Raw genomic sequence first — 15,556 nt, 5'->3', positions numbered from 1 at the left:
GCCGGCACGCCGCCCGCTGCGCCGGCGGCCGCCGCTCCCGCGCCGACCGTTGCGGTCGGCCAGAAGGCGATCTTCTACGAGGAACGCACCTCGACCGCGCAAGGTTCGGCCGAACCCGGCAGCATCGTCTGGTCGCTGGTGCAGGAATCGCCCGGCGGCGACCTGCCGCCCGAGCCGGCGATCCGCGCCGAGGCGACCATTCCCGGCAAGGACATCCAGCTGCGCATGACCATCCGCCGCAATACCGACCAGACGCTGCCGGCCAGCCACATCATCGAGATGATCTTCCTGACGCCCGAGGGCTTTGACGGCGGTGGCGTCGACAACATCCTGCGCGTCGCCATGAAGAGTTCGGAACAGGATGCCGGCAGCCCGCTGATCGGCATTCCGGCCAAGATCGCCGACGGCTTCTTCCTGGTGGCGCTCAACGACACCAAGGCCGACGAGGACGCCAATATGACCTTGCTTCGAGGCCAGGACTGGATCGACGTGCCGGTGGTCTACAAGACCGGACGCCGGGCGCTGCTGACCATGGAAAAGGGCATTCCGGGCGAGAAGGTGTTCGACGAGGCGCTGAAGGCCTGGCAGGCCAAGACGGCAGGTTGACGGGCGGCAGTAGCGGCTGCCTTCGCTCAGAAGCCCTGGAACAGCATGTCGAGCGCGGCGACGATGTCGTCGTGATGTCTAGAAAGGTTTCCCTCTGGCATCCGCAATTCGGACGCGCTGAAGGCCGACACAAACTGTGTGACCATCACAAGATCTTTTCCGTTTATAGCGAAGGTCGGGTTCAGGCGGCGGCCAGGAAGCGGGGCAATCTCGGGCGGCATCAAAGGAACGACCACCCTCGTGCTCAGCCCTTCAAGCATATCTGACTGCACGTCGAGAAGATAACCGTCGCTCTCGGTACTCCGATAGAAATCGTAACGCGCCATCAGAACGGCCGGTGTTTAGCCAATGGCAGTCCGTTCTTTCGGACATATTCGTTGGAGCTTTCGATGGCTTCCCTGTTTTCTTCTTGCCATCGACGCGTTTTCTCCGCCGCAATCGCTTTCGCGATCCCTGCTTCGGCAGCGCGGGAGATGTTGATGCCCAACGCTTTGGCGTCCTTGATCAACTGAGAGTCAATGGACGTGTTGACAGAGGTCCGCTGAGTTTTTGGCGTCGATTGAAGCACGGAGATGCCTCCTTTCATGCGCACAATATACGCGCATAAAAGACCGCAGGCAATGCTACCCCTCCATCTCCTCACGCAGCATTTCCAGCTCCAGCCACTCTTCCTCGAGTGCGGCCAGCGTGGCGCGTTCCTTGTCGAGGGCGGCGATGGTCTTTTGGAACGAGGCGGGGTCGCGCTCGTAATAGGCGGGATCGGCAATGTTGTTTTCCAACCGCGAGATCGAGGCCATTATCGCCTCGATCTTCTTGGGCAAGGATTCCAGAGCGAATTTCTGCTTGAACGACAGTTTCTTAGACGGCCCTTTTGGCGCTGCCGGCTCGCTCTTGCCCGGCGCCGGCGCATCGCTGGCTTCGGCCTTGGCGCGCGCCTTGCGGTCGTCGAGCCGGGTGCCGCCGCGCTGCGCGAGCATGTCGGAATAGCCACCGGCATATTCGATCCAGCGGCCGCCTCCGTCCGGGGCGATGATGCTGGTGACGGTGCGGTCGAGGAAGTCGCGGTCGTGGCTGACCAGGATGACCGTGCCGGCAAAGCCGGCGACAAGTTCCTGCAACAGTTCCAGCGTCTCCATGTCGAGATCGTTGGTCGGCTCGTCGAGCACTAGAAGGTTGGCCGGCCGCGCCAGAACACGCGCCAGGAGCAGCCGCGCCCGTTCGCCGCCGGACAGCTCGCGCACCGGGGTGCGCGCCTGTTCCGGCTTGAACAGGAAATCCTTCATGTAGGACACGACATGGCGCTGCTCGCCATTGATGACGAGGTTTTCGCCGCGCCCGTCCGTGAGATACTGCGCCAGGGTCTCGGCCGGATCGACCGCCTCGCGCTTCTGGTCGAGCGTGGCGATTTCCAGATTGGTGCCGAGCCGCACCGAGCCGGCGTCGGGCTTCATCTCGCCGGTGAGCATCTTCAACAGCGTCGTCTTGCCGGCGCCGTTCGGCCCGACAAGGCCGATGCGATCGCCGCGCTGGATGCGGGTCGAGAAGCCTTTGACCACGGTGAGGTCGCCAAAGCTCTTTTCGATGTTCTTGGCCTCGATCACCAGCTTGCCGGATTCGGCGGCGTCGCTGGCCACCATGGTGGCCGAGCCCTCGGCGCCGCGATGGCCGCGAAAACGCTGGCGCATGGTCTGCAGTTCGCCCAGGCGGCGCATGTTGCGTTTGCGGCGAGCCGTCACGCCATAGCGCAGCCAATGCTCCTCGCGCACGATCTGGCGGCCGAGCTTGTGCTGTTCGCGCTCTTCCTCTTCCAGCACAAGGTCGCGCCATTCCTCGAAATGGCCAAAGCCCTTGTCGAGGCGGCGGGTCTGGCCACGGTCGAGCCAGACGGTGGCGCGCGAGACGCGTTCGAGGAAGCGACGGTCGTGCGAGATGACGATCAGCGCCGAAGACGTCCGGACAAGCTCTTCTTCCAGCCATTCGATGACCGACAAATCGAGATGGTTCGTCGGCTCATCAAGCAGCATAATATCGGGTTCGGGCGCCATGACGCGGGCAAGTGCTGCGCGGCGCGCCTCGCCACCGGAGAGATCGTTGGGGTTCTCCGTGCCGGCGAGGCCGAGATGCTCCATCAGATATGTGGCGCGGTAGGGATCGTCGGCAGGCCCAAGCCCGGCCTCGACATAGGCACGCACATTGGCAAAGCCGTCCATGTCGGGCATTTGCGGGAGATAGCGCACCGTTGCCGAAGGCTGGCGGAAGACCTCGCCGTCTTGCGGCTCGATCAGGCCCGCGGCAATCTTCAGGAGCGTCGACTTGCCGGAGCCGTTGCGGCCGACGAGCGCGATCTTGTCACCGGCGGACGCCGTCAGTTCGGCGCCATCGAGCAGCGGCGTGCCGCCAAAGGTCAGTCTTATGCCGTCGAGGTTGAGAAGGGGCGGGGCCATGTCAGCTTTCAGGCAAGGGATAGGGGTGGGCGAGCAGCAGCGCGCGGCCATGGCCGAGCGCGATTTCGAGGCCCCCGGTCTTGTTGGACTTGACCTCGTTCGAGATGGTCAGCGACGAGCCGAACACGACCTCGACATGGTCGAGCGGCCACTTCGCGCCGGACACGGTGAGGCCCGAAAGATCGGAAAAGCCGAGCACCGAAAACAGCGTTCCGTCGGCATAGTCGAAGCCGGCCTTGCCAGGCAGCAGAGGGGCGCCTTCCTGCGCTCCGCTGGTCAACAGCACTTTTGTGCCTGTCTCTGTCAGCCGCAGGCTGAGCGCCAGATGCAGGAAGGCGTGGTCGGCGCGCTTGCCGCCGAAAGCGCCGGCCAGCACCAGGCTGGTGGCGCCGCGTCCCAATGCCACCGCGATCGCCAGTTCGCCATCGGTCTTGTCCTTTTCGGGAGGAAACACCTCCCGCGGCACGGCGGCGAGATCGGCAGGCAGGTCCGCCGGCACGGAATCGAAATCGCCGACCCACAGCTCCGGCATCAGGCCGAGCAGGCGGGCATGATCGATGCCGGCGTCGGCGGCGATGACGCGCGTGCCCGCGACCTGGCGTTCGAGCCGCGGCGTGCGGACGAGATCGCCGCCAAGCAGGATGGTGAATGTGCTCATATCCGCTGGCCCTTACCAGCCCCGCCGACGAAACGGAAGGCCGAGCGGCACCGTCACTCTTTGTTGGAGCATGATCTTTTTCCGGAAACGGATTCCACTTTCCGGGATCATGCTCGGGCAAACTTCCACTTGCGTGGCACCTTGGCCGGGCCTATGTGTCGAAACGCTCTAACGGGGTGCCGGACGCGATCTTCGCGGACCGGCTGAGAGGCAGTCTCGCCAACCCGCTGAACCTGATCCGGTTTGTACCGGCGGAGGGATTAGACGCTTCGGACAGCCCGACGCCTCAATTCCTTTCAACACGAATGAAGGAGGCGCCGATGCGCATGTTTTTGTCCCGTCTTGTCCCAGCGCTGGGGCTTGCTGTTTCGCTACTGGCAAGCTCTGCGTCCGCGCAGGAAAAACTCACGATCTATACCTATGAGAGTTTCACTGCCGACTGGGGTCCGGGCCCCCAGGTGAAGAAGGAATTCGAGGCCGAGTGCGGCTGCAGCGTCGACTTCGTCTCGGTGGCCGACGGCGTCGCGCTGCTCAACCGCGTCAAGCTCGAAGGTGCCTCGACCAAGGCCGATATCGTGCTTGGTCTTGACACCAACCTCACCGCGGAAGCCAAGGCTTCCGGCCTGTTTGTCCCACATGGCGCGGTGGCTGAAAACAACGTGCCGGGCGGCTGGAGCGACGACACTTTCGTGCCCTATGATTATGGTTATTTCGCCGTCGTCTACGACACCGAAAAGCTGAAGAGCCCGCCGAAGAGCCTGAAGGAACTGGTCGAGGGCGATGCCGCCGACAAGATCGTCATCCAGGATCCGAGGACGTCGACGCCGGGCCTCGGCCTGCTGCTGTGGGTCAAGTCGGTCTATGGCGACAAGGCGCCGGAAGCCTGGGCGAAACTCAAGGGCAAAGTGCTGACGGTGACGCCGGGCTGGAGCGAGGCCTACGGCCTGTTCACCAAGGGCGAGGCGCCGATGGTGCTTTCCTATACGACGTCGCCGGCCTACCACATGGTGGCCGAGAACACCGGGCGCTACCAGGCGGCCTCGTTCGAGGAAGGCGAGTATCTGCAGATCGAAGTCGCCGGCATCACCACCACGGGCGCGAAGAATCCGCTGGCGGCGAAGTTCCTGGCCTTCATGACCGGGCCGAAATTCCAGGATGTCATTCCGGAGACCAACTGGATGTTCCCGGCCGGGAAAACCGACAAGCCGCTCAATCCGGCTTTTGATAGGCTGGTCAAGCCGGCGAAGACCTTGCTGTTCAGCCCGGAAGAGGTCGCGGCAAATCGCAAGGCCTGGGTGGATGAATGGCTGGCGGTGATGAGCAAGTAGGAATTCAGGATGGCGCTTGACCCCCCCCCTCTGGCCTGCCGGCCATCTCCCCCACGAGGGGGGAGATTGGCCTTTACGTTGACTTTCGCCAATCTCCGAAGCTGCAGGAATGAGCGGAGCGCTAAAACCGCCAATCTCCCCCCTCGTGGGGGAGATGTCCGGCAGGACAGAGGGGGGCGCGAAGGAACGCGACGCCCGGTAAAGAGTGCAACGCTCTGACCCCCGCATCACGGCCGGCATTGTCGCGCTTGCGGCAATCGCGCTGCTGATCGGTGGCGCCTTCGCCGGCCTTATCCGCGAAGGCGCGCGCGACCTTTCCGGCGCCGCGTCCGCCTTTGACCTCTATCTCCTGCGCGTTGTCCGCTTCACGCTCTGGCAGGCTGCGCTCTCGACTCTGCTTTCCGCCGTACCGGCGCTCTTCGTCGCCCGGGCGCTGTCGCGGCATCCGCGCTTCTTCGGACGCGGCTTCATCCTGCAGCTGTTCACTGTGCCCCTTGCCTTGCCGGCAATTGTCGGAGCGCTGGGCATACTGGCGCTCTATGGCCGCGCCGGTTATTTCGCCGCGATCGGTGGCCAGAGCTGGCCCGACATCTATGGGCTGTCGGGCATCCTCGTCGCCCACGTCTTCTTCAACCTGCCGCTGGCCACCCGGCTGTTCCTCGAAGCGCTGGGAACGGTGCCGGCCGATCAATGGCGGCTGGCGAGCCAGCTCGGCATGGGGGCGAGGCCAGCCTTCCGGCTGATCGAGTGGCCGGTGCTGCGCGCCGCGCTGCCGGGCGTCGCCGGGCTTGTCTTCATGCTTTGCATCACCTCCTTCACCATCGTCCTGATCCTCGGCGGCGGGCCGGCGGCGACGACGCTGGAAGTCGCCATCTATCAGGCGCTGCGTTTCGACTTCGATCCGGCGCGAGCGGTGACGCTGACCGTGCTGCAGATCGGGCTGACTTTTGCCGTCATGCTGGCGCTGACGCGGCTTGGCGCCAATATGACCGGCGACGCCAATTTGCCTGTCGCGCCGCGCCGCTATCACTTGGCCGGCAAAGCAGAAACAGCGTTCAACGCCGTCCTGATCGTGCTCGCCTTGCTGTTCGTCGCCGGACCGATGGCGGCCACCGTTGCCTCCGGCCTCGGCGCCGATCTCGGCCGGCTGGCGGGCGAGAGTGCCGTGCGTCAGGCGACGCTGACCAGCGCCGGTCTCGCCTTCTCGGCGGCGCTACTTTCGGTGGCGCTGGCACTGTCGCTGATCATGGCGCGGCGGGCACTGTCGCTGCGCCGCCGGTCCAGTGCCCGTTCATTGCTCGAATATGCCACCGACACCGGCGCCGGCTTCGTCCTCGTCGTGCCGCCCATCGTTATCGGCGCCGGCTGGTTTCTCCTGCTGCGCACGGTCAGCGATGTCTTTGCCATCGCGCCGGTCATGGTCGTCACCGTCAATGCGGTGATGGCGATGCCCTTTGCCATCCGCGCGATGCGCCCGGCCTATGATGCGGCGAGCGAGCGCCACGAAAAGCTGTGCGCGCAGCTCGGCATTGCGGGCTGGAACCGGCTGCTTCTGGTCGACTGGCCATCGCTCCGGCGGCCGCTGGCCACCGGCTTTGCCTTCGCCATGGCGCTGTCGCTAGGCGATCTCGGCGTCATCGCGCTGTTCGGCAGCGATTCGGTGCAGACCTTGCCCTATCTCCTGCTGGCGCGCATGGGCAGCTATCGCACGGCCGATGCTGCCGGGCTGGCTTTGCTGCTCGGGGCGGTCTGCCTTGCATTGGTGGTCGCGGCAGACTGGCTGGGACCGGGAGAGAGATCGTGACGTCCGCTGTGGAGAAAGGCACGACTGTCCGGCTGGACAAGGTCTCGTTCAGCTATGGCGAAACGTCATTCCTGTTCGATGTCGAATTCGATACATCTAAGATCACCGCCATAATGGGGGCAAGTGGTTCGGGCAAATCGACCTTGCTCGATCTGGTGGCTGGTTTCGAGACGCCGGAGTCCGGTCGTGTGCTGATCGGCGCCGCCGATGTCGGCGCCAAGCCGCCTTCGGCGCGGCCGGTGTCGATGGTATTCCAGGAAAACAATCTGTTTGCTCATCTCTCGGTGGAGAAGAATGTCGGGCTCGGCCGCTCGCCATCGCTCAACCTGACCGACGCCGATCGCGCCGCAATCGCCGAGGCGCTTGACCGCGTCGGCCTGGCCGGCAAGGAGATGCGCCTGCCGCGCGAACTCTCCGGCGGCGAAAGGCAGCGCGTAGCGCTCGCCCGCGTTCTGGTGCGCGATCGGCCAGTGCTGCTGCTCGACGAGCCGTTCGCTTCGCTCGGGCCAGCACTGCGCGACGACATGCTCGACCTGGTGGCCGGCGTTCATGCCGAGCGGGCGATGACGGTGCTGTTCGTCACGCATCAGCCGGAAGACGCTCGCCGTATCGGCGAGCAGATGGTTTTTCTGGACAATGGCAGGGTTGCCGCGACGGGACCTGCCGCCGATTTTTTCGACGGCACTGGCCCTGAAGCGTTTCGGCGCTATATCGGCGCAAGTTCGGGCGGATCACGCGATATTGCCCGGAAGCGGACATAATTTACGACCAAACCGGCTACAGGTGATGTGGCGCTTGCTTGCCATGGTCCAGCTGATGTGGCTAGGTCCGCTTAGTACTGGTCCGGCACGAGCCGTGATTTGCCCCCTACAGCGCCGCATCCGGCCGGATGCGTAAACGCTGTAGGTTTTTTGATGTGTGCAGGATTGCCAACGAAAACCGATTTTTCGCTGGCGCGGACCCCGGTCCAAATCATGCGCCGAGAGCTGAAGGAACGCCGTGCTGCCGACCGGCACTGACACTTTGAAACGCAGACCGCTGGTGCGCTTCCTCGCGCTGGCCGGCCTTGCCGTGGCGCTGGCCAGCTGCCAGATGTTCACGCCTCCCGAAGTGCAGGAATCCGGCTTCCAGCCTTCCGACAAGCCGATCACGGTCGACAATGTCGCCGCCAACAGCAAGCTTGCCGAACTGGCGAAGGCACAGCATCCGCGCATCCTTGCCACCTATGGCGGCGAATATTCCGATCCCAAGCTCGAGCGCATGGTGGCCAAGGTTGTCGGCAGCCTGACCGTGGTGTCGGCCAATCCGACCCAGACCTATCGCATCACCATCCTCAATTCGCCAAACGTCAACGCTTTCGCGCTGCCGGGCGGCTATCTCTACGTCACCCGCGGCCTGCTGGCGCTGGCCAATGATTCGGCCGAACTCGCCGCCGTCATCGCGCATGAGATGGGCCACGTCACCGCCAATCACGGTCTGCAGCGACAGCAGCTCGAGGCCGAGGAAGGCCTGGCGACCAAGGTGGTCTCCGATGTGCTGGGCGACAGCCCGACCGCCAAGCAGGCATTGATCCGCGGCAAGCTGAGGCTGGCGCAGTTCTCGCGCAACCAGGAGCTGGAGGCAGACGCGATCGGCATCAAATCGATCGGCGAGGCGGGTTACGATCCCTATGCCGCCGGGCGTTTCCTGCAGTCGATGTCGGCCTATACCGATTTCCGCTCGATCAGCGGCGCCACCGACGCCAGCCTCGACTTCCTGGCTACGCACCCCAACACGCCGCAGCGAATTGATCTGGCGCAGCGCCACGCCCGCCAGTTCGGCGCGCCGGGCATCGGCACGCGCGACCGCGATTCCTTCCTGGCCGGGATAGACGGCCTGCTCTATGGCGACACGCCGGAAGAGGGCTATGTGCGCGGCCAGACCTTCCTGCATCCGGGCCTCGGCGTATCGTTCACGGTGCCCGACGGCTTCATCATCGACAATTCGGCGGCGGCGGTGACGGCGACCGGTCCCGGCGACATGGCGATCCGCTTCGACGGTGTGTCGATCGACAAGGATCGTGCGCTGACCGACTACATCAGAAGCGGCTGGGTGGCCGGTCTCGACGAGACCAGTGTGCGCCAGGAGACGATCGACGGCAACCAGGCGGCGACCGCGCACGCCGGCGCCGATGGCTGGCAGTTCGACATTGCGGTGATCCGCGCCGGCGGCCAGGTCTACCGGCTTTTGACGGCGGCCCCCTCGGCCAGCACGACACTCGATCCGGTGGCACGCTCGGTCAGCGGTTCGTTCCGCGTGCTCAGCCCCGCCGAGAAAGCGGCACTGAAGCCGCTGCATATCCGCGTCGTCACGGTACAGGCCGGGCAGACGATGGGCACACTTTCGGCGCAGATGGTCGGTGTCGACCGCAAGCTCGATCTGTTCCGAGTACTCAACGCGATGTCGCCGGGCGCCTCGGTTTCGGCCGGCGACAAGGTCAAGATCGTCACGGACAGATAGCGCCGGTCTTCGTCAGAAACCCCAGCCTTCGTAGTGCTTTTTTCTGAAATAACTCAGGGCGGTACCCCTGTTCCTGGCAATCTCAGGCCGCCATGAACTCCGGATTCTGCTTCACCAGCGCGAGCTTGAGCTTTTCCATGGCGCGGGCCTCGATCTGCCGGACACGCTCCTTGGAAATGCCGAGCGTCTCGCCGAGCGCCTCAAGCGTCGCACCTTCGTCGGTCAGCCGACGCTCCTCGATGATCCTGAGTTCGCGGGCATTGAGCGCGCGGAGCGCCGTCTTCAGCCACATCAGGCGCCGTTCGACGTCGATGGTGTCGCCGGCGACCTCGTCAGGCAATGGATCGTCCGAAATCAGGAAGTCCATCCGCTCGGTGGTGCCGGCTTCGTCGGCGAGCGGTGCGTTGAGCGAAGAGTCAGGTGCTGAAAGCCTGGAATCCATCTTCGCGACATCGGCCTCGGAGACGCCGAGCGCTACCGAGACTTCGCGGTAGAGCGTGGCGTTGGAGATCGGCTCGGCGCCGTTGGCAAGACGGGCGCGCAGACGCCGCAGGTTGAAGAACAGCGCCTTTTGCGCCGAAGAGGTGCCGCCGCGAACGATCGACCAGTTGCGCAGGATGTAGTCCTGCATCGAAGCGCGGATCCACCATGTCGCATAGGTCGAGAAGCGCACCTCGCGCTCCGGCTCGAAACGCGCGGCTGCTTCCAGCAGCCCGACATGGCCCTCCTGGACCAGATCGCCGAGCGGCAGGCCGTAATGTCGGAATTTCGAAGCCATGGAGATGACCAGCCGCATATGGGCGACGGTGATCTGATGCAGCGCCTGCTGATCCTGGTCTTCCTTCCAGCGCAAGGCGAGAACATGTTCCTCATCGCGCTCGAGGTAGGGGGCTTTCATTGCCGTGCGGACCATGGTCCGTCCTGCCGTGTCTTCGATCATGCCGCGCTCCTGCTCCCGGACATTTTCGGACGGCCTGGCGGCCGTTATCTCTGTTTGACGCAATTCCGAAGGAAACCGCTTTCCCACTTTCCTGGAATTGCCTCGGCCTAGCGCAGCCAAGAGTTCTTGAAATGGAAACGCGGCGCCCTACAACAAGCCATGAACGTGCCACACCGGGGATTGGTTCCGCCGCCGATGGCGGTTGTTTTGCGCTGTCCGACCGGGCGCATCGACACCGCAGATCGGGACTATTGGCACCGATCCGTGCTGCTTTGAGAATCTGGTTTCTGGATCGCCGTTTATTTGAAATCTGGTTCCTTATTTTGCTGCGCTGTATCTGTCAATTTCCGGCTCTCACAAGCGCCGGACACCGGCCAAGGACGGGATCACATAGAAATGAAATGGCTCAATTCGCTCATCATCGCCGGAACGCTGCAGGTTCTGGCTGTTACATCAGGCCACGCCGGCGCCAATCTCGACCAGATCAAGCAGGCCGGCACACTCAAGGTCGGCACCGAAGGCACCTATGCGCCCTTCACCTATCATGATGCTTCCGGCGCGCTGGTCGGCTTCGACGTCGAGATCGCCAAGGCGATCGGCGACAAGCTCGGCGTCAAGGTCGAGTTCCTCGAAGGCAAATGGGACGGGCTGATCGCCGGCCTCGACGCCAACCGCTACGACGCCGTGATCAACGAGGTCGGCATCACCGACGCGCGCAAGGCCAAGTACGATTTCTCCGATCCTTACATCGCCTCCAAGGCCGTGCTGATCGTGCGCGGCGACAACACCGACATCAAGACCTTCGCCGACCTCAAGGGTAAGAAGTCGGCACAGTCGTTGACATCGAATTTTGGCAAGCTCGCCGAGACCAACGGCGCCGAACTCGTCGGCACCGACGGCTTCGACCAGTCGATCCAGCTGCTGCTCACCGGCCGCGCCGACGCCACCATCAATGACAGCCTGTCTTTCCTCGACTTCAAGAAGCACAAGCCGGACGCCAATGTGAAGATCGCCGCGCAGGAAGAGAACGCCGACTATTCCGGCGTCATCGTGCGCAAGGGTGATCCGGAGCTGGTCGCGGCGATCAACAAGGCGCTGGCCGACATCAAGGCCGACGGCACCTACAAGAGGATCGCCGATACCTATTTCGGCCAGGATGTCTCGCAGTAAAGACCATCTCCCGGCGGTTTGCCGGCAATGACCAATAGCGGCGGGCCGTCTTTGACGGCTCGCCGTTTTTCGCATGATATGAGAAGCACACAATCGCACTGCCGTCACCGCGGCGGTCTGTGAAGGAGGAGCCGTTCGTGCCGCACTGGCTACACCTGATGCTGGACTCGTTGCCGACACTGCTGTGGGCGGCGTTGATCTTCACCGTACCGCTGACATTGCTATCGTTCGCACTCGGCCTGTTCGTCGGCCTGGTTGTCGCCCTGGTGCGGCTGTTCGGTCCCAAGCCTCTGGTTGCCGTGGTCCGCTTCTATGTCTGGATCTTTCGCGGCACGCCGCTTCTGGTGCAGCTGTTCCTGATCTTTTACGGCCTGCCTTCGGTCGGCATATTGCTGGACGCTTTTCCGGCGGCGCTGATTGGCTTCACCCTCAACATAGGCGCCTACAGTTCGGAAATTATCCGCGCCGTGATCGGCTCGGTGCCGAAGGGCCAGTGGGAGGCGGCCTATTCGATCGGCATGACCTGGAGCCAGGCGATGCGGCGCACCATCCTGCCGCAAGCCGGCCGCGTCGCCGTGCCGCCGCTGTCCAACACCTTCATCTCGCTGGTCAAGGATACGTCGCTGGCCGCCGCCATCACTGTGCCGGAGATGTTCCAGGCGGCGCAGCGCATCGTCGCCACCACCTATGAGCCGCTGATCCTCTATGTCGAGGCGGCGATCCTTTATCTGGCGATGAGCTCGGTGCTTTCGGCCTTGCAGACGCGGCTGGAGGAGCGGCTCAACCGCTATGGCGGCTTCCTGGAGGCGCGCTCATGATCGGCCTCACCGACATCGAAAAGCGCTTCGGCGACAATCTGGTGCTGAAGGGGGTGACGGTCACCATTGCCGAAGGCAGCGTCACCGCGCTCGTCGGCCCCTCCGGCGGCGGCAAGAGCACACTGCTGCGCTGCATCAACCTGTTGGAGATCCCGACCTCGGGCATGGTGCGCATCGGCGACGAGACGCTGGAATTCCGTCCCGGCATCAAGATCCCCAGCCGCGACATCCAGCGCCTGCGGCTGCAGACCGGCATGGTGTTCCAGAACTTCCAGCTGTTCCCGCATCGCACCGCGATCGAGAACGTCATGGAAGGCCTGGTGACGGTGCTGAAATGGCCGACGGCAAAGGCGCGCGAGCGGGCACTGGCGCTGCTCGAGAAGGTCGGCATGGCGCACAAGGCGGACGATTGGCCGGCAACGCTGTCGGGCGGCCAGCAGCAGCGTGTGGCGATCGCCCGCGCCCTGGCGCCGTCGCCGAAAGTGCTGCTTTGCGACGAGCCGACCTCGGCGCTCGATCCGGAACTGGCGCAGGAAGTGGTCGACGTGCTGGGAAAACTCGCCAGCGAAGGCACGACCATGGTGATGGCCACGCACGACCTTCGCCTTGCCTCCAAGATCGCGCAGGAGGTGGTGTTCCTCGACGCCGGCGTCATCGTCGAGAAGGGGCCGTCCGCCGTGGTGTTCTCCAACCCGGAGCGTGAACGGACCAAGCGTTTTATTGCGACACTGAAGCAGGAGGCGGAGAAGGAAGCCTCGGCGGCTGAGCCTTCTACGTTCCCCTTGTGAAGAGGTCGGACGGAAGGTCCGGGTGCGGTCTGGTGTCGTCCCCATCCTCGCTGCTTCGCAGCCACCTGCCTGGGCGAGCCACGGGTCCCGCCCGTCCTTGGAACCCCACAAGGGGGTAAAAACAAAAACCCGGCACAAGGCCGGGTTTTTCATGAATTCGACGGTGAAAGCGATCAGGCAGCTTCTTCCTGCTCGGCTTCCTCATTGTCGGCCTTGGCGCCGCGCTTCGGGCCCTTGTTGAGGTTGACCTCGATCAGGCGCACGGCTTCGGTTTCCGACATGCGGTTGACTGCCGCGATCTCGCGCGCCATGCGGTCGAGTGCCGCCTCATAGAGCTGACGCTCGGAATAGGACTGTTCCGGCTGGTTGTCGGCACGGTAGAGGTCGCGCACGACTTCCGAGATCGAGATCAGGTCGCCCGAATTGATCTTGGCATCATATTCCTGCGCACGGCGAGACCACATGGTGCGCTTGACGCGGGCGCGGCCCTGCACGACCTTCAGCGCGCGCTCGACATAATCCTCTTCCGACAGCTTGCGCATGCCGATGGAGGTCGCCTTGGCGACCGGAACCTTCAGGCGCATCTTGTCCTTCTGGAAGTCGATGACGAACAGTTCCAGCTTGTGGCCCGCAACTTCCTGCTCGTCGATCGAGACGATCTGGCCGACGCCATGTGCCGGATAGACGATGTACTCGCCGGTCTTGAAACCGTGGCGTGCCGAGGTGGACTTCTTCTGCGGGGTGATCGTTGCCATTACGCCCTGAACTCCTTGTTGTGGCACCGGCGGCCTGCCGGTCCGAACGCATGCGACCGGGGACACCGATCGTTAGCCGCACAACAGATGAACCCATCGGAAAAAGCCGGGACCGGCAAACCGCATACATAGCGACTGCCTGGCCCAGATCGCTCTGGTCCGATTGGGGATTTCACCTTTCAGTGATTTGGGGCGCTTGCGCCATAAATCGACGTTGTGTCACCGGCATGTTTCAACTGGTGTAGCACAAAAAGTCGGAAGAATCAAGGTTTTGCTGCAAACGCGAAGGTCGAGCGCCATCGCCGCCTGTCAAGGCAGTTAATGTATGATGCGCGTTACGCAGCGTTATGACGATCCAATAGGCCGCACTTTTTTGCTTTGCGCATCACCCTTTCCGAAATCGATTCCGATTCCAGCGTCATGTGCTCAGTCGCCTTCGCCGGGCTCGGCGGAGAAATATTTCTCGAACTTGCCGGCTTCGCCGTCGAAGCTCTTGGCATCTGCCGGAGGCTCCTTCTTGGCGGTGATGTTGGGCCATTTCTCGGCGTATTCGGTGTTGACCTGCAGCCATTTGTCGAGGCCCGGCTCGGTGTCGGGCTTGATTGCATCGGCCGGGCATTCCGGTTCGCAGACGCCGCAGTCGATGCACTCGTCGGGATGTATGACAAGCATGTTCTCGCCCTCGTAGAAGCAGTCGACCGGACAGACCTCGATGCAGTCCATGTACTTGCATTTGATGCAGTTGTCGGTCACGACATAGGTCATTGGTCGGCTCCGGGACGTCCCGTTCTTGCTAGAGCGACGTGCGTCCAATTGGACGCACAAAGTACGCTCTGACACTTTGAATCTGCGCATCGTGCCTTCCGAAAAATCGATTTCCGATTTTCGGGCCGATGCGGCGGCTTTTTTGGTGAGGTAACGCCTTTGCCTGCCGCTTGCAAGGGCAGCCATTGCAGGCGGGGCCCGCGTGTCCGGAATGAAATTCCAGACCGCCGGCATGGCGCAGACGGCCAAGGCTTCAGTCTTCGCCGAACAGCCGGTCGGTTTGCCTGCGCTCTTTCTTGGTCGGCCGGCCGCTGCCGGCGTCGCGCAGCGCCGGAATGGCATCGGCAACAGCCTCGCCTTTCGGCGCCGGCGGCGGGGACATGTCCTCGTAGAGCGTGCGCGCTTCCTCGGCCGGACCGCGCCGCACGCCGGTGCCAAGCACCTTCCAAATGAAAATACGGCGCTCGTGCGTAATGGTCAAAACGTCGCCAGGCTTGACCAGATCGGAGGCCTGCGCTGCTTTGTCGCTGTTGATGCGGACGCGTCCGGCGACAACCAGCTTGGCCGCCAGCGAGCGCGATTTTATCGCGCGCGAAAAGAACAGCCACTTGTCGATGCGCTGACGACCTTCAGCAACCATCGCAGCGAACCTGGGGCTTATTTCTTCAGCTGGTCGCGCAAGGCGGCGAGCTTGGCGAAGGGCGAGTCCGGATCGAAGCGCGCCGGGCGTTCATCGCGTGGCTTGGCCTGGAAAGCCGGCTTGGCGCCTTGCGGTCCGCCTTTGCCTTCCGGCCTGCCGCCTTTCCAGTCAGGCCGGCCCTCGCGCGGACGCTCGCCTTGCGGCTTGCCGTCGCGGCGCTGTTCGCCCTCGGCCTGCGGCTTGGGCTTGAACTTCGAGCGGTCGAAGCGTGGCTTGGCGGCACCGTCGCGCTGGTCGCGCCGGCCCTGATAGGCCGGCCGTTCGCCCGGTGCCGGCTGCCC

The 15,556-nt window shown here is 63.6% G+C and carries 16 protein-coding genes, 1 pseudogene and 1 riboswitch; of the genes and pseudogenes, 8 read left to right on the top strand and 9 right to left on the bottom strand.

What is annotated here, in order from left to right; genetic code table 11:
• Window positions 1-606 (top strand): annotated as a pseudogene (locus tag X756_RS136760) (hypothetical protein); the annotation flags it as partial.
• Between the two features lie 26 nt (window positions 607-632).
• On the opposite strand, the gene X756_RS136765 reads toward X756_RS136760, so the two are convergent.
• The 4 genes from X756_RS136765 to X756_RS136775 are packed head-to-tail and all read right to left on the bottom strand — an operon-like array spanning window position 633 to window position 3,708.
• Entirely contained in the window at window positions 633-932 is a 300-nt protein-coding gene (locus X756_RS136765) for a CcdB family protein (RefSeq protein WP_023673676.1), read from the bottom strand.
• A complete protein-coding gene (locus X756_RS0135995) occupies window positions 932-1,174 on the bottom strand; it encodes a type II toxin-antitoxin system CcdA family antitoxin (RefSeq protein ID WP_023693600.1) in 243 nt (80 codons plus the stop codon). The genes X756_RS136765 and X756_RS0135995 overlap by 1 nt, the downstream gene beginning before the upstream one ends.
• A 55-nt stretch (window positions 1,175-1,229) precedes the next feature.
• Window positions 1,230-3,050 (bottom strand): ABC-F family ATP-binding cassette domain-containing protein, encoded by a 1,821-nt coding sequence (locus tag X756_RS136770; protein ID WP_023731855.1) that lies wholly within the window; start codon window positions 3,048-3,050, stop codon window positions 1,230-1,232.
• 1 nt (window position 3,051) lies between these two features.
• Entirely contained in the window at window positions 3,052-3,708 is a 657-nt protein-coding gene (locus tag X756_RS136775) for a thiamine diphosphokinase (RefSeq protein WP_023731854.1), read from the bottom strand.
• 162 nt (window positions 3,709-3,870) lie between these two features.
• Window positions 3,871-3,985, top strand: a riboswitch (TPP riboswitch).
• Between the two features lie 43 nt (window positions 3,986-4,028).
• Here X756_RS136775 and thiB point away from each other — a divergent pair.
• From thiB to X756_RS136795, 4 genes are all read left to right on the top strand, one after another.
• Window positions 4,029-5,036: a thiamine ABC transporter substrate binding subunit gene (gene thiB / locus X756_RS136780; RefSeq protein ID WP_023752858.1), complete on the top strand. Its 1,008-nt coding sequence runs from the start codon at window positions 4,029-4,031 to the stop codon at window positions 5,034-5,036.
• A gap of 205 nt (window positions 5,037-5,241) precedes the next feature.
• A complete protein-coding gene (gene thiP / locus X756_RS136785) occupies window positions 5,242-6,840 on the top strand; it encodes a thiamine/thiamine pyrophosphate ABC transporter permease (RefSeq protein ID WP_023731853.1) in 1,599 nt (532 codons plus the stop codon).
• Window positions 6,837-7,601 carry a thiamine ABC transporter ATP-binding protein gene (gene thiQ / locus X756_RS136790; RefSeq protein ID WP_023731852.1) on the top strand — a complete coding sequence of 255 codons (765 nt, stop codon included), beginning with the start codon at window positions 6,837-6,839 and terminating at the stop codon, window positions 7,599-7,601. Before thiP ends, thiQ begins: the two co-directional genes overlap by 4 nt.
• Window positions 7,602-7,932: 331 nt before the next feature.
• Entirely contained in the window at window positions 7,933-9,339 is a 1,407-nt protein-coding gene (locus X756_RS136795; protein WP_245260137.1) for a M48 family metalloprotease, read from the top strand.
• Window positions 9,340-9,421: 82 nt separating this feature from the next.
• On the opposite strand, the gene X756_RS136800 is transcribed toward X756_RS136795, so the two are convergent.
• The gene (locus X756_RS136800) at window positions 9,422-10,279 is read right to left on the bottom strand and encodes an RNA polymerase factor sigma-32 (RefSeq protein WP_023731851.1); all 858 of its coding nucleotides are present in this window, start codon (window positions 10,277-10,279) and stop codon (window positions 9,422-9,424) included.
• 396 nt (window positions 10,280-10,675) lie between these two features.
• On the opposite strand from X756_RS136800, the gene X756_RS136805 reads away from it, so the two are divergent.
• The 3 genes from X756_RS136805 (at window position 10,676) to X756_RS136815 (ending at window position 13,055) form a co-directional block, all read left to right on the top strand.
• Window positions 10,676-11,449 (top strand): amino acid ABC transporter substrate-binding protein, encoded by a 774-nt coding sequence (locus X756_RS136805; RefSeq protein WP_023731850.1) that lies wholly within the window; start codon window positions 10,676-10,678, stop codon window positions 11,447-11,449.
• 137 nt (window positions 11,450-11,586) lie between these two features.
• Window positions 11,587-12,267, top strand: a complete 681-nt coding sequence (locus tag X756_RS136810; RefSeq protein WP_023693608.1) for an ABC transporter permease subunit — start codon at window positions 11,587-11,589, stop codon at window positions 12,265-12,267.
• On the top strand, window positions 12,264-13,055 hold the full coding sequence (locus X756_RS136815) for an amino acid ABC transporter ATP-binding protein (protein WP_023731849.1): 792 nt from the start codon (window positions 12,264-12,266) through the stop codon (window positions 13,053-13,055). The genes X756_RS136810 and X756_RS136815 overlap by 4 nt, the downstream gene beginning before the upstream one ends.
• A gap of 173 nt (window positions 13,056-13,228) precedes the next feature.
• On the opposite strand, the gene X756_RS136820 is transcribed toward X756_RS136815, so the two are convergent.
• The 4 genes from X756_RS136820 to X756_RS01000000166320 form a co-directional block, all read right to left on the bottom strand.
• On the bottom strand, window positions 13,229-13,810 hold the full coding sequence (locus tag X756_RS136820) for a CarD family transcriptional regulator (protein WP_023673664.1): 582 nt from the start codon (window positions 13,808-13,810) through the stop codon (window positions 13,229-13,231).
• A gap of 426 nt (window positions 13,811-14,236) precedes the next feature.
• A complete protein-coding gene (fdxA, locus tag X756_RS136825) occupies window positions 14,237-14,575 on the bottom strand; it encodes a ferredoxin FdxA (protein ID WP_013529180.1) in 339 nt (112 codons plus the stop codon).
• Between the two features lie 253 nt (window positions 14,576-14,828).
• Complete coding sequence (locus tag X756_RS136830; protein WP_023673663.1) at window positions 14,829-15,215, bottom strand: RNA-binding S4 domain-containing protein; 387 nt, start codon at window positions 15,213-15,215, stop codon at window positions 14,829-14,831.
• A 17-nt stretch (window positions 15,216-15,232) separates the two neighbouring features.
• On the bottom strand, window positions 15,233-15,556 hold a 324-nt coding region (locus tag X756_RS01000000166320), incomplete at its 5' end, for a hypothetical protein (RefSeq protein WP_032999693.1).

The sequence above is a fragment of the Mesorhizobium sp. LNJC405B00 genome, assembly GCF_000502615.1.
Taxonomy (GTDB): Bacteria; Pseudomonadota; Alphaproteobacteria; order Rhizobiales; family Rhizobiaceae; genus Mesorhizobium.
This window is presented reverse-complemented; position numbering and strand designations above follow the sequence as displayed.

Excerpts from the sequence above, each read along its gene's own strand:
- X756_RS136765 (WP_023673676.1), bottom strand. The coding sequence starts at position 932 with ATGGCGCGTTACGATTTCTATCGGAGTACCGAGAGCGACGGTTATCTT.
- X756_RS136770 (WP_023731855.1), bottom strand. The coding sequence starts at position 3,050 with ATGGCCCCGCCCCTTCTCAACCTCGACGGCATAAGACTGACCTTTGGC.
- X756_RS136775 (WP_023731854.1), bottom strand. The coding sequence starts at position 3,708 with ATGAGCACATTCACCATCCTGCTTGGCGGCGATCTCGTCCGCACGCCG.
- thiB (WP_023752858.1), top strand. The coding sequence starts at position 4,029 with ATGCGCATGTTTTTGTCCCGTCTTGTCCCAGCGCTGGGGCTTGCTGTT.
- X756_RS136795 (WP_245260137.1), top strand. The coding sequence starts at position 7,933 with ATGTTCACGCCTCCCGAAGTGCAGGAATCCGGCTTCCAGCCTTCCGAC.
- X756_RS136800 (WP_023731851.1), bottom strand. The coding sequence starts at position 10,279 with ATGATCGAAGACACGGCAGGACGGACCATGGTCCGCACGGCAATGAAA.
- X756_RS136805 (WP_023731850.1), top strand. The coding sequence starts at position 10,676 with ATGAAATGGCTCAATTCGCTCATCATCGCCGGAACGCTGCAGGTTCTG.
- X756_RS136815 (WP_023731849.1), top strand. The coding sequence starts at position 12,264 with ATGATCGGCCTCACCGACATCGAAAAGCGCTTCGGCGACAATCTGGTG.
- X756_RS136820 (WP_023673664.1), bottom strand. The coding sequence starts at position 13,810 with ATGGCAACGATCACCCCGCAGAAGAAGTCCACCTCGGCACGCCACGGT.
- fdxA (WP_013529180.1), bottom strand. The coding sequence starts at position 14,575 with ATGACCTATGTCGTGACCGACAACTGCATCAAATGCAAGTACATGGAC.
- X756_RS136830 (WP_023673663.1), bottom strand. The coding sequence starts at position 15,215 with ATGGTTGCTGAAGGTCGTCAGCGCATCGACAAGTGGCTGTTCTTTTCG.